28 protein-coding genes are annotated in these 25,585 nt (G+C 38.4%); 26 read left to right on the top strand and 2 right to left on the bottom strand.

The genetic code is table 11. From position 1 onward, the window contains the following. The first annotated feature begins 69 nt into the window (after positions 1-69). The gene (gene hfq, locus H0S58_RS07330) at positions 70-609 is read left to right on the top strand and encodes an RNA chaperone Hfq (protein WP_195726157.1); all 540 of its coding nucleotides are present in this window, start codon (positions 70-72) and stop codon (positions 607-609) included. A gap of 515 nt (positions 610-1,124) precedes the next feature. Here the strand turns inward: hfq and H0S58_RS07325 are convergent. Beyond that, positions 1,125-2,429 carry a peptidylprolyl isomerase gene (locus H0S58_RS07325; protein WP_195726156.1) on the bottom strand — a complete coding sequence of 435 codons (1,305 nt, stop codon included), beginning with the start codon at positions 2,427-2,429 and terminating at the stop codon, positions 1,125-1,127. Continuing rightward, a complete protein-coding gene (locus H0S58_RS07320) occupies positions 2,429-4,891 on the bottom strand; it encodes an LPS-assembly protein LptD (protein WP_195726155.1) in 2,463 nt (820 codons plus the stop codon). The genes H0S58_RS07325 and H0S58_RS07320 overlap by 1 nt, the downstream gene beginning before the upstream one ends. Positions 4,892-5,011: 120 nt before the next feature. Between H0S58_RS07320 and H0S58_RS07315 the strand changes: the two genes are divergently transcribed. From H0S58_RS07315 to rpsA, 25 genes are all read left to right on the top strand, one after another. After that, the gene (locus H0S58_RS07315) at positions 5,012-6,025 is read left to right on the top strand and encodes an aminoglycoside phosphotransferase family protein (protein WP_195726154.1); all 1,014 of its coding nucleotides are present in this window, start codon (positions 5,012-5,014) and stop codon (positions 6,023-6,025) included. Continuing rightward, a complete protein-coding gene (murU, locus tag H0S58_RS07310; RefSeq protein WP_195726153.1) occupies positions 6,025-6,714 on the top strand; it encodes an N-acetylmuramate alpha-1-phosphate uridylyltransferase MurU in 690 nt (229 codons plus the stop codon). The genes H0S58_RS07315 and murU overlap by 1 nt, the downstream gene beginning before the upstream one ends. 84 nt (positions 6,715-6,798) lie before the next feature. Next, positions 6,799-7,431, top strand: coding sequence for a 16S rRNA (guanine(527)-N(7))-methyltransferase RsmG (gene rsmG / locus H0S58_RS07305; RefSeq protein ID WP_053578083.1), 633 nt, complete (start codon positions 6,799-6,801; stop codon positions 7,429-7,431). Between the two features lie 25 nt (positions 7,432-7,456). Next, a complete protein-coding gene (locus tag H0S58_RS07300; RefSeq protein ID WP_195726152.1) occupies positions 7,457-8,239 on the top strand; it encodes a ParA family protein in 783 nt (260 codons plus the stop codon). Continuing rightward, positions 8,236-9,123: a ParB/RepB/Spo0J family partition protein gene (locus tag H0S58_RS07295; protein WP_193891556.1), complete on the top strand. Its 888-nt coding sequence runs from the start codon at positions 8,236-8,238 to the stop codon at positions 9,121-9,123. The genes H0S58_RS07300 and H0S58_RS07295 overlap by 4 nt, the downstream gene beginning before the upstream one ends. Positions 9,124-9,147: 24 nt before the next feature. Next, entirely contained in the window at positions 9,148-9,786 is a 639-nt protein-coding gene (locus H0S58_RS07290; protein WP_193891553.1) for a MotA/TolQ/ExbB proton channel family protein, read from the top strand. Between the two features lie 9 nt (positions 9,787-9,795). Next, on the top strand, positions 9,796-10,221 hold the full coding sequence (locus tag H0S58_RS07285; protein ID WP_053578079.1) for an ExbD/TolR family protein: 426 nt from the start codon (positions 9,796-9,798) through the stop codon (positions 10,219-10,221). Further along, positions 10,218-11,945 (top strand): lipid A export permease/ATP-binding protein MsbA, encoded by a 1,728-nt coding sequence (gene msbA / locus H0S58_RS07280; protein ID WP_195726151.1) that lies wholly within the window; start codon positions 10,218-10,220, stop codon positions 11,943-11,945. The genes H0S58_RS07285 and msbA overlap by 4 nt, the downstream gene beginning before the upstream one ends. Before the next feature lie 3 nt (positions 11,946-11,948). Next, positions 11,949-12,953, top strand: coding sequence for a tetraacyldisaccharide 4'-kinase (gene lpxK / locus H0S58_RS07275; RefSeq protein WP_195726150.1), 1,005 nt, complete (start codon positions 11,949-11,951; stop codon positions 12,951-12,953). Positions 12,954-12,965: 12 nt separating this feature from the next. Next, the gene (kdsB, locus tag H0S58_RS07270) at positions 12,966-13,727 is read left to right on the top strand and encodes a 3-deoxy-manno-octulosonate cytidylyltransferase (protein ID WP_195726149.1); all 762 of its coding nucleotides are present in this window, start codon (positions 12,966-12,968) and stop codon (positions 13,725-13,727) included. Positions 13,728-13,777: 50 nt separating this feature from the next. Beyond that, a complete protein-coding gene (locus H0S58_RS07265) occupies positions 13,778-14,761 on the top strand; it encodes a DNA polymerase III subunit delta' (RefSeq protein WP_195727579.1) in 984 nt (327 codons plus the stop codon). Positions 14,762-14,780: 19 nt separating this feature from the next. After that, entirely contained in the window at positions 14,781-15,122 is a 342-nt protein-coding gene (locus H0S58_RS07260) for a PilZ domain-containing protein (protein ID WP_195726148.1), read from the top strand. A gap of 26 nt (positions 15,123-15,148) precedes the next feature. Further along, positions 15,149-15,922, top strand: a complete 774-nt coding sequence (locus H0S58_RS07255; RefSeq protein WP_195726147.1) for a TatD family hydrolase — start codon at positions 15,149-15,151, stop codon at positions 15,920-15,922. 45 nt (positions 15,923-15,967) lie between these two features. Beyond that, positions 15,968-16,582 (top strand): TetR/AcrR family transcriptional regulator, encoded by a 615-nt coding sequence (locus H0S58_RS07250; RefSeq protein ID WP_195727578.1) that lies wholly within the window; start codon positions 15,968-15,970, stop codon positions 16,580-16,582. Positions 16,583-16,591: 9 nt separating this feature from the next. Continuing rightward, positions 16,592-17,152 carry a type II secretion system protein gene (locus H0S58_RS07245; RefSeq protein ID WP_195726146.1) on the top strand — a complete coding sequence of 187 codons (561 nt, stop codon included), beginning with the start codon at positions 16,592-16,594 and terminating at the stop codon, positions 17,150-17,152. Between the two features lie 100 nt (positions 17,153-17,252). Beyond that, on the top strand, positions 17,253-17,642 hold the full coding sequence (gspI, locus tag H0S58_RS07240) for a type II secretion system minor pseudopilin GspI (RefSeq protein WP_195727577.1): 390 nt from the start codon (positions 17,253-17,255) through the stop codon (positions 17,640-17,642). 80 nt (positions 17,643-17,722) lie between these two features. After that, on the top strand, positions 17,723-18,349 hold the full coding sequence (gspJ, locus tag H0S58_RS07235; protein WP_227592271.1) for a type II secretion system minor pseudopilin GspJ: 627 nt from the start codon (positions 17,723-17,725) through the stop codon (positions 18,347-18,349). 37 nt (positions 18,350-18,386) lie between these two features. Beyond that, entirely contained in the window at positions 18,387-19,334 is a 948-nt protein-coding gene (gene gspK / locus H0S58_RS07230) for a type II secretion system minor pseudopilin GspK (protein ID WP_195726144.1), read from the top strand. A 158-nt stretch (positions 19,335-19,492) separates the two neighbouring features. Then, the gene (locus H0S58_RS07225; protein WP_053578070.1) at positions 19,493-20,089 is read left to right on the top strand and encodes a 6-pyruvoyl trahydropterin synthase family protein; all 597 of its coding nucleotides are present in this window, start codon (positions 19,493-19,495) and stop codon (positions 20,087-20,089) included. Positions 20,090-20,134: 45 nt separating this feature from the next. After that, the gene (gene ung / locus H0S58_RS07220; RefSeq protein WP_092718937.1) at positions 20,135-20,848 is read left to right on the top strand and encodes a uracil-DNA glycosylase; all 714 of its coding nucleotides are present in this window, start codon (positions 20,135-20,137) and stop codon (positions 20,846-20,848) included. After that, positions 20,845-21,975 carry an enoyl-CoA hydratase/isomerase family protein gene (locus H0S58_RS07215; RefSeq protein ID WP_195726143.1) on the top strand — a complete coding sequence of 377 codons (1,131 nt, stop codon included), beginning with the start codon at positions 20,845-20,847 and terminating at the stop codon, positions 21,973-21,975. The genes ung and H0S58_RS07215 overlap by 4 nt, the downstream gene beginning before the upstream one ends. Continuing rightward, positions 21,972-22,493 carry a tRNA adenosine(34) deaminase TadA gene (gene tadA, locus H0S58_RS07210; protein WP_195726142.1) on the top strand — a complete coding sequence of 174 codons (522 nt, stop codon included), beginning with the start codon at positions 21,972-21,974 and terminating at the stop codon, positions 22,491-22,493. Before H0S58_RS07215 ends, tadA begins: the two co-directional genes overlap by 4 nt. Positions 22,494-22,552: 59 nt before the next feature. Further along, a complete protein-coding gene (locus tag H0S58_RS07205; protein ID WP_053578066.1) occupies positions 22,553-22,984 on the top strand; it encodes an SRPBCC family protein in 432 nt (143 codons plus the stop codon). Positions 22,985-23,001: 17 nt separating this feature from the next. After that, entirely contained in the window at positions 23,002-23,685 is a 684-nt protein-coding gene (gene cmk / locus H0S58_RS07200) for a (d)CMP kinase (RefSeq protein WP_195726141.1), read from the top strand. A 106-nt stretch (positions 23,686-23,791) separates the two neighbouring features. Continuing rightward, positions 23,792-25,468: a 30S ribosomal protein S1 gene (gene rpsA, locus H0S58_RS07195; RefSeq protein WP_053578064.1), complete on the top strand. Its 1,677-nt coding sequence runs from the start codon at positions 23,792-23,794 to the stop codon at positions 25,466-25,468. The last annotated feature ends 117 nt before the right edge of the window (positions 25,469-25,585 follow it).

Genomic DNA, 25,585 nt, shown 5'->3' with positions numbered 1-25,585 from the left:
TTATAATTTTTAATTGAGAAATAAAGATAGTTTTTGCGCTGATTTTTTAAAATTTTTTGGAGTTATCACATGTCTAAAGGTCAAACTTTACAAGATCCATTCTTGAATTCTCTTCGTAAGGAACGTATTCCTGTTTCTATCTTCCTAGTGAACGGTATTAAATTACAAGGTCATATTGAATCTTTTGACCAGTATGTTGTTTTGCTGAAAAACACTGTAAGCCAAATGGTTTATAAACATGCGATCTCTACCGTAGTTCCTGCACGTAATCCACGTCCTGCTGGTGCTCCTGCTGGTACTCAAGGCGCTGCTGGTGGTTTCAGTGGTCAACAAAGTACGCAACCAGGCGGCTTCGGTGGTCAAGGTGGTGGGTTTGGCGGTCAAGGTGGCTTTGGTGGTTCACAAGGTGGCTTTGGTGGTCAAGGTGGTGGTTTTGGCGGTCAAGGTGGCTTTGGTGGTTCACAAGGTGGTTTTGGCGGTCAGGGTGGCGGTTTTGGCGGTCAAGGTGGCTTTAGTGGTGCACCGGGCGGTTTTGGTGGTCAGTCTAATACTGGTTTTGATGGTGAAACTAAATTTGAAGATTCACAAGATGACGAAAATAATCGTTAATCGTTAATCGTTAATCGTTAAAAAACCTCTCTTTGTGAGAGGTTTTTTCTTTAGCATTTTATGTATGAGTAGAAATAATCACTATAGTTTTGTGTGTATCACATTCGTATAATTCAAATGTTTTTTGAAAACTTTCTGAACCTACAAAACCAACACAATGATGAATACTAATTTGATGGTTTAAAATTGGATCAATTTCTGTGGTTTTAAATTCACTATAAAATCCTTATTTTTTCTAAAGTAAATTTAAATATTTTCTTTAATATTTGCTGTGGTTTATTTCAGAAATTAGTATCAAATTAAATATACATGTAATGTAGTTTTTACTTAAAAAGTTAGGTTAAAAAATAAATTATTTAACCAAATCTACCCAATAATTGTAATAAATAACTCATTTTAGGAGTGGGTTGAAAGTAGCATTTTGCCGATTAAATCTACTCTTAAGAGATGTTACTAAAAAGCCAGTCAATTTATAAATTGACTGGCCTCACATGATTTATTGGTCTGTTATTAAATTATTTATTCTGTTTGCGATCCAGTGAAGGGTCTTTAATTTCAACAAAAGCATTACTGCGAATTTCACGTAACCAACTGTCCAGTTCAGCATCAAATTGACGTTCACCTAGAATCTGACGTGCCATACGTTCTTGATATTCGCGTGTCATATCTTGTTGACGTGTATCAGTCACTTGTAGAATATGCCAACCAAATTGACTCTGGAAAGGAGCGCTCATTTTCCCTACTGGAGTGCTTTTCATTTTTGTTTCAAATTCAGGCACCATAACCCCTGGATTTACCCAACCTAAACTTCCCCCATCACGAGCAGAGCCAGGATCATTGGAAAAAGTAGAGGCAAGGACTGCAAAATTTTCACCTGCTTTTAAGCGATTATAGATGCTGTCAATTTGTTGTTTTGCATTTTCAGGGCTCACGACTTCTGACGGTTGGATTAAAATATGACGCACCTGATATTGTGGCACTAGTGCTTTTTGTTCTGCACCTTTACGTTCTAATAATTTTAAAATATGTATGCCATCGCTCACAGTAATCAAATCTGTAATTTGTCCAGTTTGTAAAGGACTAACACGTGCTGCAAGTTCACTCGGAATTTCTGATAAGTTACGGAAACCCATATCTGCACTTTCAACTTTTACATTAGCACTGGTAAATTTCTTGTCAATTGACGCAATATCATTACTTTCTTTTAATGCTGCTTGAACTTCTTTGGCGACTTTTTCTACGTCTTGTTTACCTGAAATTCGGACATGTAATACATGAACTTGATTGCCGAGCGCAGCTTGTCCTTGCGGTGTTTTTAAGAAATTTTCGATATCTTGGTCACTAATTTTAATTCGTGACATCACCATTTGTTGACGTAAGCGATTCACCGCTAAATCTTCACCAATTCGGTTGCGCAAAGATTCGTAAGTATTCGGTGCAATCGCATCCAATTTTTGCTGAAAAGCTTCTAAGCTCTTGCTACCAGATTGGGCTGCGACTTTAAGCACCGCTTCGTTCAATTCTTTTTCATTTGGTTTGATATTGTAGCGTTTGACTTGCTCAAGTTGTGCTTGACGAAGAATTAACTGATCCAGTGCTTGTTGTTGCAAATATTGCGCAGGTGGAACGGTCTTTTTTTGTGTTTCGAGCTGATGCTTTATTTCTGCAATACTTTGGTCTAAATCACTTTTTAAAATAATACTATTATCAACCACAGCCACAACTTGGTCTGTAGGCTGTGCAAATAAAGACATTGATGAAGAGAGAGCTAAAGCCAATGCAGTCGCTTTAAAAAAATGTTTTAACGGTAGTGTCTTCATTAACGTTGTGTCCAAGATTGATTAATTTTATTAAAACCTAGAATACGATTTTCTAGTAATGATGAAAGTTTATTATTGAAACCGCCTAAACCTTTCAGACTAATTTCTGCCATGATGGCACGTTTTGCGCTTACGCCTTCATCATTTACGTTGTCTAAATCGTTGTAGTATGAGCGTCCATAGACTGAAATGCCCCAGCAGCAAGATTCATAATTGACGCCCAATAAATATTCTCGAGCGACATTGTTTTCAATGTCATATTGCGCATGGCCCATAATTCGCCAGTTATTGGCAATAGGCTGAATGAAAGAGGCCACCACTTGATCGTACTGATTTTGTCGATTAGGAATATCTTTACGATAGAAGTATCCGACATTGTAAAGATTGCCTTGATCTCCCGTATAGTAAAGCTGTAAATCACGTTGGGCATTTTCACCATCCGACTGCCATGCAGAATTTGCACCGATGGTAAAGTTTTGTGACAGTTGGCTCGATAAACTGATGACTGGCCCTGTATGATCTTCAGTATCAAAATTATCCGTTTCGTTTTCTAGGCTTACACGTCGCTCATCGAAAAAGAAACTTTGGCCAATACTGGTTTTAAGGCGTTCTAAACCAATTTCATCAAATAAACTATAACTTAAACCTAAAGATAAAAAGTTATTGTCTTCTAAGCGGTCATGTCCGTAAAAACGACGTGGACTAAACAACTGGTCATAATTGATAGACGCGGTAGCAGAATCAAAATTTGGATGACCTTCTTGATTTTTATATGGAGCGTAAGCATAAAAAGCACGAGGCGTTAATGTTTGAAGGTATTTTCCATCTTTTTCAAAAGTTAAACCTGCATCTAAAGTAAACTGTGGCACAGTCACCGATTGTGTTTCGTTAGATGAATTGGTGTTTTGATTGAGTGCATCTACAGTATCTTTATCATAGAACGTATTTACGTTACGAATAGATACTTCTGGAATGACGAAAGACCAAGGGTTTCGATAGTTGTATCGAACAGCAAAATCATTGTAGATACGCGTACCACTTGGCTCAAACGTAGTGCTTGTGCCACTGGTATAATCATTGATATCTTTTTTAAAGTAGGCTGTGTCGTTATTAAATTCGTACTGTAAACCGAGTGGATTGCCCGTTTTATAATTTAATAAAAATTGCGGTAAACGTGCATATGGTCGGTCTTCATCGCTTACAGTTTTATCTAGCGTTTGAAAGTCTTCAACTTTTAACTGTGCTTTTAGACCGGGAACACCATTTTTGTAATTAAGTTCCCATGCGCGTCTTAAATTTAAATCTGTTTTAGAGTTAGGGTTGTTATTTAAATCGGCAAAATAATCTTTATCAGACGCGTATTTATAATCTAGGTTGGTCGAGAATTGATCGTTAATTTGCCAATTGTGTAATACATGTAATTCTTTACGATCTTGACCGTCATATTTATCATCTGAAGCTAAATAACCACCCCAAAGCATACCTGAGCCGAAACTCTCGGTTAAATAACGGAATTCACCTTCTAGCATCGCACCACGATCTGCAATATAGCGTGGTGTAACGGTTGCATCGTAATGAGGAGCTAAATTTAAGTAAACAGGAACCGCAAGTTCGACGCCACCATCATTGGTGAAACCAAAGCTTGGCGTTAAAATACCGGTCGTGCGACGGTCATCTATCGGGAAATTAAAATAAGGTACAGCCAGAACGGGAACATCTTTCACATAGAGTTTGGTTCCAGTCGTTTCGCCACGACCCGTTTCCTGATTTAAGGTAATCTTATCTGCTTGAATTTTCCACGTTGGCTTTTCGTCAGGTGGACAGGTGCTATATGTAGCATTGTTCATGACGACAATATTGTCAGAAGTGCGAGATATTTTTTCTGCACGACCATGTGCATGTTGTTCTTCAGAAATATAGTAGCTGTTGTTTAAATCGCCTTGTTGTGTTTTTAAATTGTAATTAATTTGATCGCTTTGGGCGAGTAAGCCCGCTTGAGCCATTTGCACTCGACCTTCTGCATTGGCAAAAGTTTGAGACTTATCGATGGTGATTTTATCAGCACGAATTTGACGACCTTGTTGGTCAATCAAAACATTGCCTTCAAGAATAGAATCACCATTGGGGTCATAATGCCCATAATCTGCAGTCACAACAGAGGTGGCTTCGGATGCTTCCACTGCTTTAATATCTGGACTAATTGGGGTGACCCAAGCACCTTGACAGTAGGCAGAGCTTAAATGGTGTGCTTGGCGTTGCTGTGCTTCTGGCGAAGATTTATCGACATAGTATTGTTCAAAAAACTGTTGTCCAGGATAAGCTTCCTGAATACTGGCTTTCATTTTTTGGTTGTCGGTATTCGAAGCTGGAAGTGTAGACTCAGCATAGCTTGAAATCGAGCTGCCACATAAAAGCGTTAAAATAGCAGTCGCTAGAGGATTAAATTTGAACTGATGCTTCATTTGTCTCATTAACCAAGTATGCTTAATCACAATTAATTATTCTCGCATCATAGAGAAAAAGTTTATAAGTGGCTACACTTAGTACTTTAAAAACTCAGCCTGTTTTAGAATTTATCGCAAATGAATACACAACGTGAACAATTGATACAAACATGGGTTACATCTGTACTTAATTCAGATCAATTTGAAATTAATTTTTTGTCAGGCGATGCAAGTTTCCGTCGTTACGCACGAATTAAATTGAATAATAAAACATTTATGCTTATGGATGCACCACCAGAAAAAGAAGATTGTGGGCCTTTTGTGACGATTGACCAGTTTTTCGATCAACATGGTGTCCGTGTACCGCATATTGTTGCCAAAGATTTAGTACAAGGTTTTTTATTGCTTGAAGATTTTGGCGATATTTTGCTGTCTACTTTATTAAATAATGATTCGGTAGATGATTATTATGCGCAAAGCTTTAAGCAATTAATTGAATTGCAGGCAATTGATGGCACAAAAAACTTTCCCAACTATTCCTATGAGAAATTAACTTCTGAAATGGAATTGTTGACGGAGTGGATGTTACCGTCCCTCAATATTCAGCCAACTCAAGACGAAGAAGCTTTGATTAAACGTAGTTTTGCTATTTTAGCCAATGCTGCACTGGCACAACCACAAGTGATTGTTCATCGAGATTTTCATAGTCGTAATTTGATGAAAATTGAATCTGAAACTGATTTGGGCGTGATTGATTTTCAAGATGCTGTAATTGGTGCAGATACTTACGATTTAATTTCAATTACACGTGATGCATATGTGCAATGGAATGCAGGGCGTGTTTATCACTGGTTTAAAGTCTTTTATGATTTATTGCCAGAAGCGGCAAAACAAGATCGTGACTTTGAACAATTTAAACGCGATGCTGACTTTATGGCCATTCAGCGTCATCTCAAAATTTTAGGCATTTTTGTGCGTCTATTTGAGCGAGATGGAAAAACTGGTTATTTGAAAGATTTACCGCGCGTCATGTGGTATTTGCTTGAGGAAAGTAAGCCTTATGCAGAAATCCAGCCTTTTATGCAATTCCTTCAGAATAAAGTCATGCCTAAATTCGAAGCCAAGTATGGTGCGTATGAGGTTGTGGTCTGATGAAAGCGATGATTTTAGCAGCAGGCATGGGCAATCGTATGCGCCCCTTAACTTTACATACGCCAAAACCTTTGCTAGAAGTCGGAGATAAACCACTCATTGTTTGGCATATTGAAAAACTAAAAAAAATAGGTGTAACTGAAATTGTGATTAATACTGCTTGGCTGGGTGAAAAACTTGCGACAGCTTTAGGAGATGGTTCACAATTTGGAGTCAATATTTTATGGTCACATGAAGGTGAGGGGCTAGAAACTGCTGGTGGCATTATTCGTGCTTTACCCTTGTTAGGGGACACACCTTTTATTTTGGTCAATGGTGATGTTTGGACCAGTATGGATTTTTCATCCTTATTGGATGTGAAGTTAGAAGGTGATTTAGCGCATCTTGTTTTTGTCGCTAACCCAGTACAACACCCACAGGGTGATTTTATTCTTTCTCATGGGCGAGGTTATACTTTTGAGCAGCAACAGCAAGGTGAAGCGCTGACCTATAGTGGTGTTGCAGTGATTCATCCTAAAATGTTTATGGGTTTAGATGAAGGTAAGCGTCCTCTCGCACCATTGCTGAAACAAGCCATGCTTGAACAAAAAGTTTCTGCGTCAAAAATGAATGCAATTTGGGTGGATGTGGGCACTCCAGAGAGATTAAAAGCATTAGATCAACAAATTAAGCAAGACAACTGCGTTTAAGTGCATATTCACTAAGCGCTCGCTACTATGACTTTGCAGATAAGTCGGTATACTTCACCTAACTTTTCGGGGCATTTATTGTATATGCATACGTTTTTTCAAGAGCTTAAGCAGGGTAGTCTGACTTTGGGTTTAGCACTCAGTGATGAGGCTTTAAATTTACTTCTCAAATATCAAGATGCTTTGGTGCTATGGAATAAAGCTTATAATTTGACTGCAATTCGTGATCCAAAGGAAATGTTAGTCAAGCATTTACTGGATAGCTTAAGCATTTTAAAAGACTTGCCTCAGGGACGTTTGCTCGATATTGGGACGGGTGGTGGTATGCCCGGCATGATCATTGCACTGTGTCAACCAGAGCGGGAATGTGTTTTGCTCGACTCTAATGGTAAGAAAATTCGTTTTTTGAAACAGTTTATTGCAGATCTAAAATTAAAAAATGTAATTGCAGTGCAAACCCGAGTTGAAAATGAAGACAGTATTCATGATTTGGGAAAATTTGATGTTATTACCAGTCGTGCTTTTGCTTCACTCACTGATTTTGTAGCTGCTTCGAAACCATATATGCATGAACAGAGTATTATTGCTTCTATGAAAGGTTTGGTTCCTGAAGATGAGATTGCGACCATTAAACAAGAATTTAGCTGCGAAATTATTGCTTTACAGGTTCCACGACTAGATGAGCAACGTCATTTACTTTTGTTGAAACATATTTAATTATTTTGAAAGAATTGGGGTGACCATGGTACAAATTATTGCGATTGCGAACCAAAAAGGTGGTGTTGGTAAAACCACAACCGCAGTAAATTTGGCAGCATCGTTAGCAGTCTTAAAGAAGCGCGTTTTACTGGTGGATATGGATTCACAGGGAAATGCTACTATGGGCTCTGGTATCCAAAAAAATGATCTTTTATACTCTGTCACTGATGTTTTATTGGGTGAAGTGCCTATTGAAACTGCAATCAGCAAAGCTGAAGTCGGTTATAAGGTATTAGGTGCGAACCGTGATTTAGCTGGGGTTGAGCTTGCGATTGCCGAACAAGAAGGTCGTGAATTTATTCTGCGAGAAGCACTAAAAGAAATCGAACACGCTTTTGATTATATTATTGTTGATTGTGCACCCAGTTTGAGCTTAATTACGGTGAATGCACTTACAGCAGTGCATAGTGTTCTTATTCCAATGCAATGTGAATATTATGCACTTGAAGGACTAGCAGATTTAACCCAAACCATTGATCGCATTCAGCAAGCATTGAATCCTGACCTACACATTGTGGGTGTATTGCGTACGATGTATGATGCGCGTAATGCATTAACACGCGATGTTTCAGAAGAGCTTGAGCAATATTTTGGCAAGAAATTGTATGACACCGTGATTCCGCGGAATGTTCGATTAGCCGAAGCACCAGCACATGGATTGCCGATCATTTATTTTGAAAAAAGTTCAAAAGGTGCAGTGGCTTACTTAAATTTAGCGGCTGAAATGTTAAAAAAAAGCAAAGTAAAAAAAGGAATTAAAGCATGACCACAAAAAAACGCGGATTAGCAAAAGGTCGTGGTTTAGATGCCTTACTGGGTTCAATTCAAAAAGAAAAATTACAAATGGAAGCTCAGGGTTTAGATCATGGGCAATTAAAACAAATAGATGTAAATTTACTGAAACGTGGCGAATATCAGCCACGTCGCTTTATTCATGAGCCAGAACTTCAAGAGCTGGCAGCATCCATTGAAAAACATGGAGTAATGCAACCCATTGTCATTCGTCCAATTGATGATGAAAAATTCCCTTACGAAATTATTGCGGGTGAACGTCGCTGGCGTGCTGCACAGCTTGCAGGCTTAACCGAAATTCCAGCCATTGTGCGTGATTTATCCGATCAGGTTGCAATTGCTTTGGCACTGATTGAAAATATTCAACGCCAAGATTTAAATCCGATTGATCAAGCCATGGCACTACAACGTTTTCATGAAGAATTTGGTTTAAGTCATCAAGAAATTGCGGATACTGTGGGGAAAGCAAGGACGACGGTAAGTAACTTATTGCGCTTATTGTCTTTGGCTGAAGAAGTAAAAGACTTTATGCAGCAAGGTCTGCTGGATATGGGGCATGCACGCGCAATACTGACATTAAAAGCTAAAGATCAACTTAAAGTTGCTGAATATGTGATTGAAAAAAGTTTATCAGTACGTCAGACAGAGCAATGGGTTCGAGATTTAAATACCCCAAAACAAGAAAAAAACAAAGTGGATATCGCACCAGATATCCAACAGTTGACTCAGCGGTTAGCTGAACGTTTTAGCGCAGATGTTAAAATCGATCATAATAAGCAAGGCAAGGGCAAACTTGTGATTCAGTATCATTCACTCGATGAGTTGGATGGTATTTTAAATATCTGTTTTGCAGAATAATTTTAAATGTATTGGGGATAACACATGTGGGAACTGGTCAAGGCAGGTGGGTGGCTCATGCTGCCTCTTGTATTGTGTTCAATTTTTACCGTTGCAATTACGCTTGAACGCTTTATTCGATTAAAAAAATCACTAATTTTACCAAAAAATTTGTTGCTGAACTCTAATCAGAGTATAGAAACAGTTATTCAAAAACTACAACAAGACCAAGCATTAAAAAACAGTACTTTAGGCCGCATTTTTGCAGCAGGATTTCAGAGTAAACAGCACAATGAGCAATTTGCACGTGCTCAAATGGAAAGTACAGCATCTCAAGAAATTGGTTACCTTGAAAAAAATATTAATTTTTTAGGAACATTAAGTGCTGTTGCGCCACTTTTGGGCTTACTAGGAACGGTTTTGGGGATTATTGAATCTTTCTTGGTGATCGATTTAGGGAATAATAGTAATCCAACCATGATGATTCCTGGGATTTCAAAAGCCTTAATTACCACAGCTGCAGGTATGTTTATTGCTATTCCTGCTCTGTTTGCTTATCGCTATTTTCAACGCTTAGTACAAGAATATATTGCCGAGCTTGAACAACAGTCGACTTTATTTCATGCAGCACTGTTCTATCAAAATTTAACAGATGAAGAGCAAGACATGAGAAAAGCAGGGTAAAGGCATAATATGAAGTTCAAACGCACACAAGTCGAAGATATTCATATTAACCTCACCCCTATGATTGATTGTTTATTGTTTATTTTGGTGTTTCTATTGCTGTCGACGACTTTTAGTCAATTTAGTCGTATGAATTTAACTTTGCCTGATGCGCAAGGTGTTCCGCCCAAGCAGTTTGAGCAAAAAGTAGAAGTGGTAGTCGATGCTTCAGGACATTATTCAATTAATGGGCAATCTATTGCCAGTAAAGATGTAGCAGATTTGAATACTGCAATTAAACAGATTTCGAATGAACGCCGTGATTTAATGTTTGTGATTGCCGCAGATGCCAAAGCGACCCATCAAGATGTCATTCGTGTCATGGATGTTGCAGGGCAATTAGGATTTGTTAATATTAATATCAGTACTAAAGTTCCGTCTAGGGGTTATGAGTGAATCAAGATTTTAAAGTCTATACACGTCTGTTGGGGTATTTAAAACCCTTTTGGGGTGTAGCAATATTGGTTTTTATCGGGTTTTCAATTAGTGCTGCAACAGAAGTATCGATTGCAAAGTTATTAGAAAAAATCATTACTGCGATTCAGCATAGGGATCAGGGCTTTACTTCTATCTTTCCTTTTTTAGTTATTTTGTTGATGTTTTTTCGTGGCGTGGGTTCCTTTATTGGGGGCTATTACACCGCTGTCATTTCACGAAATTTAGTGTTTAATATTCGCCAAGAAGTATTTGCAAAATTACTCAAACTGCCTTCACAGTATTATTTAGATAATACCAGTGGTCATATTACAGCTAAAATTATGTACAACGTGGAACAGCTTACGGCTGCTTCATCAGAATCACTCAAAACGATTGTACAGCAAGGTTTGATCGCGATCGGTTTGCTGGGATATCTGATTTATTCAAATTGGCGTCTAACCTTGGTGATTCTTATTTTTGCACCATTCATGGGGCTTTTGGTTCGTCAAGCGTCTAAGCGGATGCGTAAATTGTCTTTGCAAGTTCAAGATACTATGGGTGATGTGAACCACGTGGTACAAGAAACTGTAAATGGTCATTTAATTGTAAAAGGTTTTGGCGGTCAAACCTATGAACAAACACGTTTTCGAGATAAATCATTAGAAAATTTAAAACGTGGTTTAAAAATGGTGGTGGTACAACAGCTCAATAGTCCAGTTGTACAATTTATTATGTCGATTGCAATGGGTATTATTATCTGGATCGCGTTACGTCCAGAAATTTTACGTGATACCAGTGCTGGTGAATTTGTTGCCTATATTACTGCAGCAGGTATGTTGAGTAAGCCCATCAAGGCTTTGACAGATGTCAATGAAAAGTTACAACGCGGTATGGCGGCTGCTCATTCGGTATTTGAATTACTGGATTTACCTGAAGAGAAAAAACAAGGCCTTTTGACACCAGTATTACACGGGAATATTGAGTTTAAAGAGGTGAATCTGACCTATGCAGATGGCCATCAAGCAATTCATAACTTTAATTTAAAGGTGAAATCGGGTGAAACAGTTGCCTTGGTTGGACGTTCAGGTGCTGGCAAAAGCTCTTTAGTTAATTTATTGTTACGTTTTCAGGAAGTCAGTTCAGGACATATTTATTTGGATCAAATCGATATTCAAGATTTGGACATCAATACCTTGCGCACCCAAATTGCGATGGTGAACCAACAAGTTGTTTTGTTTAATCGAACTGTTCGTGAAAATATTGCCTATGGTCAACTTGAAAATGCACCTGATGAAGATGTTATTGCAGCAGCAAAAGCGGCATACGCGCATGACTTTATTCTCGCTTTACCGCAAGGCTATGATACCCAATTAGGTGCACAGGGTTTGAACTTGTCTGGTGGACAACGCCAACGAATTGCAATTGCACGTGCTATTTTGAAAAATGCGCCCATTTTAATTTTAGATGAAGCGACCAGTGCACTGGATAATGAATCTGAGTATTTTATTCAACAAGCTTTTGATGCTGCTATGCAGGATCGTACCACTATTGTGATTGCTCATCGTTTATCGACCATTGAAAATGCTGATCGTATTGTGGTTATGGATAAAGGTGAAATTGTTGAGCAAGGTACACATGCAGAATTACTTGCTCAGCATGGTGCTTATTATCAATTGCACCAACGTAATTTTGAGGAAAATTGATTTATGTCATTTGCACAGTTCATTCAAGATGCCTGGAATAAACAAGCAAAATGGTTAATTGTGCTGCGACCTTTGTCATGGCTTTATCGTAGTGGTTTTTTACTTAATAAAAAAATGTATCAAGTTGGGATTAAGTCAAGTTATCAAGCACCTGTCCCTGTGATGGTGATTGGTAATATTACTGTGGGTGGAAGTGGTAAAACACCATTATTAATTCATTTAGTCAATCATTTACACAGTCTAAATATTCGAGTAGGTGTCATTAGTCGTGGATATGGAGGGAATGGACCTTTCCCAGCCTGCGTTAATTTAGAATCTGATCCTGAAGTCGTCGGAGATGAGCCCTGTTTAATTGTTCAATCTACAGGGGTGCCTATGGTGGTAGGGTCAAATCGTCAGCACAGTATTGAAAGCTTATTATCTCGACATTGTTTAGATTTAATTATCAGTGACGATGGCTTGCAGCACTTGGCACTTGCACGACAAATTGAATGGATTGTCTTAGATCAAAATCGGGGCTTAGGTAATCAGAAATTATTACCAGAAGGATATTTACGAGAACCTCCCAGCCGCTTAAAGACGGGTACAGTGATTGAGCATGCAGCAGAACCTACCTCAGCTTTGAATATGCACTTAGAAGTGGCTTTACCTTATTTGTTAAATGCAGTTGGAAGTAAACCTTTTTATCCTGAACATCATTTCTATGCAGTGGTTGGAATTGGTTTTCCGCAGCGTTTTTATCAAACTTTAGCTTCAATTGGTATTCATCCATTTCAGTGTCACGAGTTTCCAGATCATTATGAGTATGAAATTCATGATCTTGAGTTTGAAGATGATTATCCAATCATTACCACAGAAAAAGATGCGGTTAAAATTTTACCCTTATTAAAACAACATTCAAATTTCAAGCGGGAGGTTTGGGTGGTACCAGTCGAGGCTAAGCTTTCAGCACAGTGTTATGATGTTTTGCATCATCAATTACAACAACTGGGTATCCAAATTCCTTAAGGTTTATAGCTTATGAAACATATTGTTATTCCTGCGCGTTTTGCAAGTTCACGTTTACCAGGTAAGCCCTTGCTTGAGATTCATGGGCGTCCCATGATTTTACGAGTCGTGGATCAAGCCAGAAAAGTGTTGGGTTTTGACGATTTATGTGTGGCTACAGATAATGAGCGTATTGCTGAGGTCTGCCGCGCTGAGGGTGTCGATGTTGTGTTGACCAGTGCAGATCATCCTTCTGGCACAGATCGTTTAAGTGAAGTTGCGCGATTAAAAGGTTGGGCAAGTGAAGATATTATTGTCAATGTGCAGGGAGATGAGCCTTTATTGCCTGCACAATTGGTGCAACAAGTAGCACAACTTTTAGAGTCTCAACCTGAAGCATCTATGTCGACTTTATGTGAGCCGATTGAGAACTTAGCTGAGTTTGAGCGTGACAGTATTGTAAAAGTGGTGATGTCAAAATACAACCAAGCACTCTATTTCAGTCGTGCCACCATTCCATATGATCGCGATGGAGCAAAAGAGTCTGTTCGGCAATTACATACTCAAGCTTACCGACATTTGGGTTTATATGCGTATCGAGTAAATTTACTACAAGAATATGTATCTTGGGATATGGGGATGTTGGAGCGGCTTGAAAGTTTAGAGCAATTACGTGTTCTTGAAAATGGTCATCGTATTGCCATTGCCATTGCTGAGGCAAATTTACCACCCGGTGTAGATACTCAAGCTGATTTAGATCGTCTAAATCACATGGATATTTCTCACTTTGAATAAAATATGGGTTCAGGTTGGGTTTAAATGCCATGCAAAATGATGCGAATACAATGCAAAATGAGCGTCTGGCTCAAGTTTATCCATGGCAGCAAACCATTTGGAATACCTTAACAGGGCGTTTTCCAGAAATAGGGCATGGTTTACTTTTTTATGGCAAAAAAGGATGTGGGAAGGAAGCATTTTCGCAATATTTTTTGGCATGGGTTTTGTGTCTGAATCGGCATGTTAAAAATGTACCTTGCGGTGAATGTAACAGTTGTTTATGGCTCAAATCCGACACGCATCCCAACTACGTTTATATCAGTACAGATGAAGAAAATAAAAAGCAAAATGCTAAAATTAAGATTGAAAAAATCCGTGATTTATTGCCATTTGTCCAGCAAACAGTAGATGGTTGGCGAGTGATTGTGATTGAACCTGCAGAAGCGCTCAATATTGCCTCTGCAAATGCTTTATTAAAAACCTTAGAAGAGCCAGGTGATCGGACGATGATTATTTTGTTGGCCGAACATTATTTGAAATTGCCTGCCACCATTCGTAGCCGTTTACAACATTATGCTTTGGATCGTATTTCGGACGCACAGGCAGATGAATATTTGAATCAAAATTTGTCTGATTTAGATCCCATACAAAAACAACTATTGCTCAATTTATCGAATCATATGCCGCTACAAGCGCTTAAATTGGCTAATGCGGAATGGTTGCAAAAAAGACAAGAATTTTTGATGGATTGGCAAAAATTAGTGATACAAAAAAATATGCCTATGGCAATTGCGACGAAATGGAATAAAAACTTAAGTTTTAGTGATTTTGCGCAAATGTTTGAATACTTGTTGTCCGATTTAATTTGTGTCAAGCTCAATCAACAAGTTAAAAATACCGATTTGGATTTTGGTGAATTGGCAGAGCAATATTCGCTGGCATTTTTATTTCAGGTTTATTCAGACTTGCAACAATCAAAACAATTTATTGAGCAGAATGTGCAAACCAATTTGGTGCTTGATCAATTGTGTATAAAACTAATGAATATTTAAATTAAAAAAAGGGAATAACATGCAACCACGTATGGGCGGTATTATTCAGGCCAATATTCCAGATCGAGATACTTTATATGCCAGTTACATGCCTTATGTTGTAGGCGGTGGTTTATTTGTCCCAACAAAACAACTTGTTAAAATGGGTGAAGAAGTTTTTGTGTTGGCGACTTTACCTGATCAATCACAAAAAATTCCTTTAACAGGAAAAGTGATCTGGATCTCACAAAAACAGAACGGCATTAAATTACAAGGTTTTGGAATGCAACTTTCCGGTGAGAAAGGTGTTTATTACAAATCAGAAGCTGAAAAGTTACTTGCAGGTATTAAGTCTGAAGGGCGAAGTAGTTACACTATGTAAGCTTTCATTACTTTTAGGATTTCACCGTGTTTGTAGATACGCATTGCCATTTAACCATGTTGGATTTAACGCCTTATGATGGCAATCTAGATTTAGCTTTGGCACAGGCACGTCAAGCGGGTGTGTCTAAATTTATGAGTATTTCGGTGAATTTGGATGATCATATTGCATTAGCTGAAATTGCAGCACGGCATGCCGATGTGGGATACAGCGTTGGTGTGCATCCCTGTGAAGATCCTGATGTTATGGCACGTGCAAGCACGGATTATTTGGTGGAATTAGCCCGAAGTGAAAAAGTATGGGCAATTGGTGAAACAGGTTTAGATTATTTTCACAGCACGGATTTTATTGCAGAGCAAAAAGATTGTTTTGCCCGTCATATTCATGCGTCTCAAACCGTGAAAAAACCAGTAGTGGTTCACACTCGCTCAGCCAAACACGACACTGTAGATATCATTCGTGCTGAAAAATCTACGCATGGTATTTTGCATTGTTTTACTGAAGATTGGGAAACGGCTAAAGCAGTACTCGATTGCGGTTATTACGTTTCCTTTTCCGGTATTGTTTCTTTTAAAAATGCGCAAGATTTACGCGATGTCGCTAAGCAAGTTCCACTTGATCGGCTATTAATTGAAACGGATAGTCCGTACTTGGCACCTATGCCCTATAGAGGTAAAGCCAATGAACCAAAATACGTTCCTTATGTAGCAAAAGCCTTAAGCCATGTATATGATAAGTCTGTTGAGGAAATTGCAGCGATCACCATGCAAAATTTTGAAAATCTCCTTAATTTAAAATAAATAGTTTGAATTGATACAAGTGTAGAAGAGAGTCATAGCGTGAAGATGGATCGACAGGCTCAGTTTCGAGCAAGAGAAGCATTAATTTTTCAAGTTGCAGAGCAACTATTATTAGAAAATGGCGAATCGGGCATGACGCTTGATGCGTTAGCAGCGGAACTCGATCTGGCAAAAGGAACGTTGTATAAGCACTTTCAAAGTAAAGATGAGCTGTATATTCTTTTAATTATTCGCAATGAAAAAATGTTGCTCGAAATGATCAAAGATTCAGACAAAGCATTTCCAGAACATTTGGCTTTTTTTATGTTGCATAATCTGCATCATCCAGAGCGTACAGTGCTTTTTCATCAAATCGAAGAGCGTTTATCGACCACTGGTGTGGGTATTCATCATTTATTCAGTGAACTCTATCAAATTAGAAAGCAGCGTTTACGTATTATTATTCGTATGACTGAAAGTTATTTAGAGTCTCTTCAAAGTATTATGTCCGTGCGTGACTATTTGGCCTCTATTTGGGCTTTAACACATGGTGCCGCAGCTATATTGAATTCAAGTTTTTATCAGCGTTATATGGGTTCAAGAGATACTTTACGTGTCGCTTATATCGATCAGGCATTGGCACTGCCTAAGCAAATCAGTTTTGCACAATCAATGCTGTAAAGGTATGCAATGAAGCACATGAGACCATTGTCAAATCAGGGTTTTACACTTATCGAATTGATGGTGGTGATTGTCATTATGGCACTCATGGCGTCTTTGGTTTTAAGTAATATCGGTGGTGTCGATCAACGAAAAGCCATGCAGGCGCGTGAAGTCTTTCTCATGGATTTAACACGATTAAATCGTGAATCAAATGATCAAGCGCGAATTTTTGCGTTGAATATACTCCCTGCAACCGATGTAGCACCATTTCGTTATGGTGTGAATGAGTATATTACTTCTATCCGTCAAAATGATCAGATGCCAACAATCGCTGATAATCAAAAGTGGCAAAACTATACTGGATTTAAGATGCGTACTTTACCCGATCAGGTTTCATTCAATATTCAAGCGATTGATCGGCAATACGAAAATGCCAACAATCAAGATTTGATTCAAGCCAATGCACCTAAATTAATGTGGTTTGGTAATGGGGAAGCAAAACCTGTACGAATACAGTTTTATTTTGAACAGCGGCCCATTGGAGAAGAAATAGAGATTGATTATTTAGGCAAAATAAATGCAAGCTAAATACTCTAGAGCGAATTTTTTGCCTTGCTTGGTTGCGAAACAATATTCAACGCATGACAATGGGCAAAATTCATGCTCTCATCGCTTTAAACTGTCTCCTATGCTTAGATCTCGTCGTGCTTTAGGATTTACTCTACTTGAAGTCATGGTGGCGTTGGCTATTTTTGCCACTGCCGCAATTGCTCTGACAAAAGTGGCAATGCAATATACTCAAGCCACTGCAAATGCAATTTTACGGACGAAAGCACAATTTGTCGCTTTAAATGAAGTGGCGAATATGGAAATCAATCAAGAGTGGTTGCAAGGAACACAATCAGAACAAAGCACACAGCAGGGAGAAGTGTGGCAAATTGATAAATCTGCGCAATCCACCATTAGTCCAAATGTACAGCGTATAGAAGTACAAGTGAGCTTATTGAATGTAGACTCAGGAAAAGTGCAAGCAGGAATTACGCATCTAGTTTTTTTTAACTACAAGGCTAAAGTGTAATGCAGCTGAAAAATAAAAAAAATAAAATGTCACAAACACAGCATAATTGTCGATCTTGTACACAAAAAAAGCGTTGTTTAATTCATCCTCGTTCAGGTTTTACCTTGGTTGAGTTGCTGGTGGCAATTGCGATTTTTGCAGTGCTTTCGGCATTAGGATGGAAAGTTTTTGATTATTTGATTAAAGTGAAAGATCGTAATGCTGAACATGAAATAAATTTAGGTCAATTACAAGAAGCCTATCAGCAAGTTTTACGTGATACCGTGCAAACAGTGCCTTTAACTGCAAATGTAAATAGTGATATTCAGCCTGCTTTAGTGTTGCAAAATAGTACATTCAGCTTTAGTAAAACAGGGGTAACCGATCCTTTACAGCAAGGGATTTCCCCCGATGAGCGAGTAGAATATCAATATCGTGCTGATGAAAAAAAAGTTTATCGCTTAAAGTATCGTTATCTTAATCGGAGTGGGCGTGATCAGCCTGAATCCAGCGTATTACTGAGGGATGTAGATCAGTTTGAGGTTGTGGTGTTAAATCCAAATGAAAATACTGTATGGCCAGAATCAGCAGAAAATTTAACTGACAATGTACAGAAGCAGAAGTTACCCAAAGGAATTAAGATTAAGCTGAAAGTGAGAGATGTTGAATATGAATGGATCTTTAGTTTATTGAATACAGATTATCTAGAACAGCGTCAGAATAATTAAACAAATCATGAATTAAAGCAAAATTAAAGAGAGATACATGAAGCAGCAACGTGGAATTGCCTTAATCACAATTTTAGTCATGGTGGCATTGGCAACCATTCTTGCTGCAACGATTGTAAAACGCCAAGCCAATACTGCTGAAAATACAGCTTATTTAATGCGTCAAAATCAGTCATTAATGTACGCTAAAAGTGCGGAAGTTTTTTTCTCTGAACTTTTGGTCGATGATGCAGAAAATGCAGCATATATAGATCATTTACAAGAAAATTGGGCCAAACCAATGCCTGCTTTTCCAGTGGAAGATGGTTTTGTATCAGGCACTATACAAGATGAGTCAGGAAAATTTAATTTAAATAGTTTGGTTAATGCTGATGGTACCCCCAATTTGCCTGCCAAAATTTGGTTTGAAAAATTATTGTTACGGGTAGGATTACAAGAAAAATTAAGTGAAGCTGTGATTGATTGGCAAGATCCAGATGACCAAACGATTGGGGGGATGGGCGCGGAAGCAAATTACTATCAAGGACTATCGCCAAGTTATTTACCATCAAATACTCAATTTCATCATGTCGAAGAACTTAAGTTAGTTCGAGGATTTGAGGGTGAAAAATATTTACAAATTGCCGATTATGTCACCACCGTACCTAATACAGACAGTAAACTGAATATCAATACAGCTTCTGCTGTGTTGTTGGCAAGTTTAGACCCTAAGTTAGAAGTGAATGCAGTTCAGCAAGTTATACAGCAGCGACAAGCCAATTTACAATATTTTTCCAATGTCAGTGAACTCTGGGCCATTGAGCCTTTTGCACAAGTCGGTAATGAAGTTCGTACTGAATTAAATGATCTTTTAGGTGTCCAATCCAATTATTTTAAGGCACGTATTGAAGTCATATTAAGTGAGCGAAAACGACAGTTCAGTAGTGACTTGGTCCGTAAAGATAAGACAGTTTATGTTGCTTACCGAAGTATGGCACCATTCTAATTGTATTTACCTGATGACGCTAAAATGATAGCACCGACTTTATTTTGTAAGTTGTATGAATTTGAGCAATTGTATTGAACAGTAAAATTAATGCGCAGCCTTTCAGTTTTGCTTTATAATCAAAATTAATTCACAGATTTCTGATTGCATTACGACATATGTTAATTCGTAAGTTATTTAAGTTTGAAAATGCTCATATTGTGCGTAACTGCACATCTGATCGTTGTAAGCGCTCGATTCATGGTCATAGCTATAAAGTTGAATTGCTGCTTAAGGCTTCAAAATTAGATCATGGACAAATGGTTTACGATTTTGGCCTGTTAAAAGGACTGATCAAAGATATTTTTGACAGCTTTGATCATGCAATTTGTTTTTGGCAACAAGATGATGCTGATTATATTGAGGCCTGCAAAAAATTTAGTGCTCGTTGGGTATCTTTACCTGTTTCACCGTCTGCGGAACAGTTTTCAAGAATTTTCTTCTATTTAGCTCAGCAAATATTAGTTTCTACCATTACTCAAAATGGGGAAGGTGATGTTGAGGTTTATTCTGTTATCGTACATGAAACAGATACAGGCTATGCGCAAAGCTTTATTGAAGATATTGAAAATGAGCAAATGGGGCTATTAAAGCTAGAGCAAATTATATTTTCTGAGCAAGTCCAAGCAGAATGGTTAGATCCAGCTATGTATGAAAAATTAAAACAAGGAATAAAATTCCAAAATCCAAGTGTAGATCTTCAAGTTCCTGTTTGAAGTGAGTCTATCTTGGTTATGTTTAAAAAGGATTAGGAAGCAAGTATGGCTTTTACGGAACAACAGCAGTCTCAACTTGATAAAATTCAGTTAGATGCAAGTTGGAAAAGTGCGTTAAGTGAGTTTTTGCTTAGCACGAAAATGGAAGAATTAAAGCAGTTTTTGGTGGCAGAAAAAAATGCCGATAAATTGATTTATCCGCCCAGTTCACTTATTTTTAATGCGCTTAATACAACGCCTTTAAGCCATGTTAAAGTCGTGATTATTGGGCAAGACCCTTATCATGGTCCAAATCAGGCACATGGTTTAAGTTTTTCAGTGCAAAAAGGGCTTGCGTTACCGCCTTCATTGCGTAATATTTTTCATGAATTAAATACTGATCTGAATATTCCTATTTCAAAACACGGAAATTTAACAGATTGGGCGACACAAGGCGTGTTACTACTGAATAGTGTATTGACTGTTGAAGCAGGTCAGCCAACTTCACATCAAAAACAGGGTTGGGAAGATTTTACCGATCATGTGATTGATGTGTTAAATGAGCAGTGTGAACATATTGTGTTTATCCTTTGGGGAGCATATGCACAACGAAAAGGACAACGAATCGATCCAAATAAGCATTTGATTCTAAAAGCTGCACATCCTTCACCACTTGCTGCAAATCGTGGTGGTTTTTTTGGATGTAAAGTATTTTCAAAAACAAATAATTATCTGAAACAAAATGGCATTGAGCCTATAAACTGGCAGCTGGACGCATGACACAATCTCCTGAATTAAAAAGTTATCATCCCGATCTTATTGTTGAAGAAGCAAAAAATGGCTGGCGCATTGTTCGTCTTAATCGGCCAAAATCTTTACACGCATTAGATGAATCAATTGTTACGGCACTTTTAGATGTGTTTCAAGATTTCCACCTCGATGATGCAGTAAAAGCGATTTGGTTGGATTCAACCACGCCAAAAGCATTTTGTGCGGGTGGAGATGTGCGCAAACTTCGTCAATTGGTGATTAATGATGAAGTGGAAACTGCAAATAAATTCTTTGAACAAGAATATGCTTTAGACTTGCTATTACATAACTATGCTAAACCTGTATTGGTATGGGGCGAAGGTTATGTCATGGGGGGCGGATTAGGCCTATTCATGGCAGCACCTTTCCGTTTGGTGACTCCATATTCACGCTTAGCTATGCCAGAAATTAATATTGGGCTTTATCCCGATGTAGGTGCTACACGTTTCTTAGCAGATCGGGGTGCAATTGGCCTATTTACAGGACTTACAGGCTCGATTATGACTGCGGCAGGTGCCTACGGTATTGGTTGGGCGACTCATATTTGTGATGCACAACGCGATAATGTGTTACAAAAAGTGCTCAATATTGATTGGGATCACTATCCAGCAGGAGATTTTCGTGCAATTGATGACACATTGAATGGTATGCATCGCCCTGTAGGCCCAGGTCCTTTGCAAAATTCTTTGGATGTGATTCATAGTGTTTGTCGAGGTGTAAACTTTGAGCATGATTATGAATCAATCATTGGTTTAAGTGATGCGCGTAGTGACTGGTTGCGTCAAGCAAGTGAAAATTTGCAAAAAGGTTCACCGACTACTGCTGCTTTAACTTGGTTGCTATGGCAGTGGGGCAAGCAAGTACATTCTTGGAATGAAATCTTTGAACTTGAAATTCAAATTTCAGACTGGAAGATTCGTCACCCCGATTTTGTCGAAGGTGTACGGGCTCGTTTGGTCGACAAAGATTTGTCTCCAGAATGGAAAAAAGGTGCAGATTTTTCGTTAAAGTCGATTTTGTCTGATTACCCGCCTGTGACTAAAATTGAAAGTTGGAATAATCTTTTAAAGCATTATGGTGTAATTAGTTCAGTATGACCTTTGAAACACCATTGTCAGATGAGGAATGGATGCAGTTTGCTTATCAGCAAGCGGGCATTGCCGCCTCGAAACAAGAAATCCCTGTCGGGGCGGTGATTGTCAGTCAAAATAAGATTATTGGCGCAGGTTATAATGCGCCTATCTCATTGAATGATCCAACGGCTCATGCGGAAGTACAGGCGCTACGTCAAGCATGCAATCACCTCAATAATTATCGACTCCCCGAAGATTCTGTTTTATATGTGACTTTAGAGCCTTGTACTATGTGTGTTGGGGCTTTAATTCATGCACGTATTAGTCGGGTTGTGTTTGGCGCGACTGAAACTAAAGCAGGTTCATTGGTCAGTGCAAGAAAGTTATTAGAAACAGGTTATTATAATCATCAGTTTGATTTTTCTGGCGGGTGCTTGAATGAACAGTGTTCTCAACAGTTGAGTGATTTTTTTAAGATGCGCCGTGAGCAAAAAAAAATAAATAAATTACAAGAAAAGTCCTTAAATGATCAGAATCATTGATCTAATATATGTAAAATACAATGACAATAATCATTGTCAAATAAGAGTTGGATTAAACCATGAAGTCTATTCAGGTTAAAAAAGAATTTAATGCACCGATTGAGCAAATATTTAATTTGTTATCTAAACATGCCACTTATAATATTGCCTTTGCACCGATTCAGGTTGAAAGAGTTAAAGACTCTACAGATCCTGAACGTCCTGATGGTGTGGGGTCAGTTCGTCGCATGGGGTTTGGCCCTGTTAAACCTTTGCAAGAACAAATTACACGTATGGACGTTAATCAAAGAATTGAATATCAGATTATTAAAAATCCTCTAATCAAACATCATTTGGGGATTATTGAGTTTGATGCAATAAATGAGAATAAAACTTTAGTCACTTATACAATTGAATTACAAGCACGTGCACCTTTTGTGAGTCAAATAATCCTTGCACAGCTAAAATCTGCGATTAAACTTGGCTTTTCAAAACTCGCAAAGACTGTATAAGTAATGGCGGAACAGCAATGACAGTAAATATTATTACAATTGATGGCCCAAGTGGTTCAGGAAAGGGTACGCTTGCGGCTAAATTGGCAGCATATTATCAGTTTCATTTATTAGATTCTGGCGCGCTATATCGTCTTTTAGGCTTGTCATTACATCAACAGAATTTATTGGATTGTTTGGATTCAAAAATTGACTTATGTACTGAAATTGCAAAAAAATTAGATATAAAATTTGTTACAAGTGATGTTGGAACTGAGGTTTGGCTTGATAAGCAAGATGTTACTCAAACTATTCGCACAGAGCGTGTTGGAGAGTTTGCTTCAAAAGTTGCCATCATTCCAGAGCTTAGGCAGGCACTTTTTGATCGACAACGTGCATTTGTACAAGCACCTGGATTGGTAGCAGATGGACGAGATATGGCAACTACTATTTTTCCAGAAGCGCAAGCCAAAATTTACTTAACTGCATCTGCTGAGTCTCGAGCCGAGCGACGTTTAAAGCAGTTGCAGGGTATGGGGCTAGATGTTAAAATAAAGGATATTTTAGCTAATATACAAGCTAGAGACAAACGAGATATGGAGCGAGCAGTCGCGCCACTCAAGCCAGCAACTGATGCTTACATCATTGATAGTTCAGAATTGAACATCAATCAAGTGTTTAAGTTAATGACTAGATTTGTTGACCAGCAATTAGTGAATTAAAGAATTTTCAGCTAAAGCATAGCTAGATCAGTTTATTACGGACTATGTGGAAGCTTAATTAAACCGGCCTTGTCTGATCCAAGACCGCTGACATATCAGGTATATCATGACCGAATCTTTTGCAGCCCTCTTTGAAGAAAGCGAATTAAATTTCAACGTTGAAAAGGGTGCTGTCATCCAAGGCGTTGTTGTAAACATCGATTCTGACTGGGTAACAGTTGACACTGGCCTTAAATCAGAAGGTATTGTTGACCGCGCTGAATTCTTAAACGACCAACGTGAACTTGAAGTTCAAATTGGCGATACTGTTGATGTTGTTGTTGAAGCACTTGACAACGGTATGGGTCAAACAGTTTTATCACGTGAAAAAGCGAAACGTGCTGAAACTTGGACTAAGCTTGAAAAAATCTTTGAAGATGGCGAAATCGTTACTGGCGTTATTTCTGGTAAAGTTAAAGGCGGTTTCACTGTAGACATCGGTCCAGTACGTGCGTTCTTACCAGGTTCTTTGGTAGACACTCGTCCTATCCGTGATACAACTCACCTTGAAGGTAAAGAGTTAGAGTTTAAAGTAATCAAACTTGATGCTAAACGTAATAACGTTGTTGTATCTCGTCGTGCTGTTATGGAAGCTGAATCTTCAGCTGACCGTGAAGCACTACTTGCTCAGCTTGAAGAAGGTCAAACAGTTACAGGTACGATTAAGAACCTTACTGATTATGGCGCATTCGTTGATCTTGGCGGTATTGATGGTCTTCTTCACATCACTGACATGGCTTGGAAACGCATCAAGCACCCTTCAGAAGTTGTTGAAGTGGGTCAAGAAGTTACTGTTAAAGTACTTAAATTCGACCGCGAACGTAACCGTGTTTCTCTAGGTCTTAAACAACTTGGCGAAGATCCATGGTTAGCGATCATGAACCGTTACCCTAAAGGTTCAATCGTTAAAGCGCGCGTAACTAACCTGACTGACTACGGTTGTTTCGCTGAAATCGCTGAAGGCGTTGAAGGTTTAGTACACGTTTCAGAAATGGATCACACAAACAAAAACATCCACCCATCTAAAGTTGTTCAGATTGGTGATGAAGTTGATGTTATGGTTCTTGAAGTTGATGAAGAACGTCGTCGTATTTCTTTGGGTATCAAACAAACTCGTGCTAATCCATGGGAAGAGTTTGCTAAAGACCATGACAAAGGCGAAAAAGTTTCTGGTACGATCAAATCTATCACTGACTTTGGTATCTTCATTGGTTTACCGGGCGGCATTGATGGTTTAGTTCACCTGTCTGATATTTCTTGGAATGAACAAGGCGAAGAAGCTATTCGTCGTTACAAGAAGGGTGACACTGTTGAAGCGGTTATCTTGTCTGTAGATGCTGAAGGCAATCGTATTAGCCTTGGTATCAAACAAATGAACAATGACCCGTTCAATGATTTCTTGGCAACGAACGAACGCGGTGCGCTTGTTAAAGGTACTGTAACTGCAGTTGATGCTAAAGGCGCAACAATTAAGTTAGCTGACGAAGTTGAAGCGACACTTAAAGCATCTGAAATCAATCGCGATCGTGTTGAAGATGCAACTAAGTTCCTTGAAGTTGGTCAAGAAGTTGAAGCTAAAATCATCAACGTAGATCGTAAATCTCGTTCTATCAACTTGTCTATCAAAGCGAAAGACGAAGCTGAAGAAAAAGAAGCAGTTGCTAACTTAAAAACAGCAACTACTTCTACAGAAAATGGTCCTAAAACCATTGGTGATTTGATCAAAGCTCAAATGAACCACTAAGTAGGCGTTTAAAAGTATTGTTAATGTAAATTAACTGATACTTTTTACACAAATACTGTAAACGGTAGCGTAGTATTAACTTATTACGCTACCGTTTTGTATTTAAACAGGTTATTA

This window comes from Acinetobacter sp. TTH0-4 (genome assembly GCF_015602665.1).
Classification (GTDB): domain Bacteria; phylum Pseudomonadota; class Gammaproteobacteria; order Pseudomonadales; family Moraxellaceae; genus Acinetobacter; species Acinetobacter albensis.
This window is presented reverse-complemented; position numbering and strand designations above follow the sequence as displayed.

What these genes read in the sequence shown, in the direction of transcription:
- rsmG (WP_053578083.1), top strand. Translation starts at nt 6,799, where the DNA reads ATGCATACGTTTTTTCAAGAGCTTAAGCAGGGTAGTCTGACTTTGGGT.
- H0S58_RS07265 (WP_195727579.1), top strand. Translation starts at nt 13,778, where the DNA reads ATGCAAAATGAGCGTCTGGCTCAAGTTTATCCATGGCAGCAAACCATT.
- H0S58_RS07325 (WP_195726156.1), bottom strand. Translation starts at nt 2,429, where the DNA reads ATGAAGACACTACCGTTAAAACATTTTTTTAAAGCGACTGCATTGGCT.
- kdsB (WP_195726149.1), top strand. Translation starts at nt 12,966, where the DNA reads ATGAAACATATTGTTATTCCTGCGCGTTTTGCAAGTTCACGTTTACCA.
- H0S58_RS07290 (WP_193891553.1), top strand. Translation starts at nt 9,148, where the DNA reads ATGTGGGAACTGGTCAAGGCAGGTGGGTGGCTCATGCTGCCTCTTGTA.
- rpsA (WP_053578064.1), top strand. Translation starts at nt 23,792, where the DNA reads ATGACCGAATCTTTTGCAGCCCTCTTTGAAGAAAGCGAATTAAATTTC.
- H0S58_RS07225 (WP_053578070.1), top strand. Translation starts at nt 19,493, where the DNA reads ATGTTAATTCGTAAGTTATTTAAGTTTGAAAATGCTCATATTGTGCGT.
- H0S58_RS07285 (WP_053578079.1), top strand. Translation starts at nt 9,796, where the DNA reads ATGAAGTTCAAACGCACACAAGTCGAAGATATTCATATTAACCTCACC.
- H0S58_RS07300 (WP_195726152.1), top strand. Translation starts at nt 7,457, where the DNA reads ATGGTACAAATTATTGCGATTGCGAACCAAAAAGGTGGTGTTGGTAAA.
- lpxK (WP_195726150.1), top strand. Translation starts at nt 11,949, where the DNA reads ATGTCATTTGCACAGTTCATTCAAGATGCCTGGAATAAACAAGCAAAA.
- gspK (WP_195726144.1), top strand. Translation starts at nt 18,387, where the DNA reads ATGAAGCAGCAACGTGGAATTGCCTTAATCACAATTTTAGTCATGGTG.
- H0S58_RS07250 (WP_195727578.1), top strand. Translation starts at nt 15,968, where the DNA reads ATGGATCGACAGGCTCAGTTTCGAGCAAGAGAAGCATTAATTTTTCAA.
- hfq (WP_195726157.1), top strand. Translation starts at nt 70, where the DNA reads ATGTCTAAAGGTCAAACTTTACAAGATCCATTCTTGAATTCTCTTCGT.
- ung (WP_092718937.1), top strand. Translation starts at nt 20,135, where the DNA reads ATGGCTTTTACGGAACAACAGCAGTCTCAACTTGATAAAATTCAGTTA.
- H0S58_RS07295 (WP_193891556.1), top strand. Translation starts at nt 8,236, where the DNA reads ATGACCACAAAAAAACGCGGATTAGCAAAAGGTCGTGGTTTAGATGCC.
- H0S58_RS07315 (WP_195726154.1), top strand. Translation starts at nt 5,012, where the DNA reads ATGAATACACAACGTGAACAATTGATACAAACATGGGTTACATCTGTA.
- gspI (WP_195727577.1), top strand. Translation starts at nt 17,253, where the DNA reads ATGCTTAGATCTCGTCGTGCTTTAGGATTTACTCTACTTGAAGTCATG.
- murU (WP_195726153.1), top strand. Translation starts at nt 6,025, where the DNA reads ATGAAAGCGATGATTTTAGCAGCAGGCATGGGCAATCGTATGCGCCCC.
- H0S58_RS07215 (WP_195726143.1), top strand. Translation starts at nt 20,845, where the DNA reads ATGACACAATCTCCTGAATTAAAAAGTTATCATCCCGATCTTATTGTT.
- H0S58_RS07205 (WP_053578066.1), top strand. Translation starts at nt 22,553, where the DNA reads ATGAAGTCTATTCAGGTTAAAAAAGAATTTAATGCACCGATTGAGCAA.
- H0S58_RS07320 (WP_195726155.1), bottom strand. Translation starts at nt 4,891, where the DNA reads ATGAAGCATCAGTTCAAATTTAATCCTCTAGCGACTGCTATTTTAACG.
- H0S58_RS07260 (WP_195726148.1), top strand. Translation starts at nt 14,781, where the DNA reads ATGCAACCACGTATGGGCGGTATTATTCAGGCCAATATTCCAGATCGA.
- cmk (WP_195726141.1), top strand. Translation starts at nt 23,002, where the DNA reads ATGACAGTAAATATTATTACAATTGATGGCCCAAGTGGTTCAGGAAAG.
- H0S58_RS07245 (WP_195726146.1), top strand. Translation starts at nt 16,592, where the DNA reads ATGAAGCACATGAGACCATTGTCAAATCAGGGTTTTACACTTATCGAA.
- tadA (WP_195726142.1), top strand. Translation starts at nt 21,972, where the DNA reads ATGACCTTTGAAACACCATTGTCAGATGAGGAATGGATGCAGTTTGCT.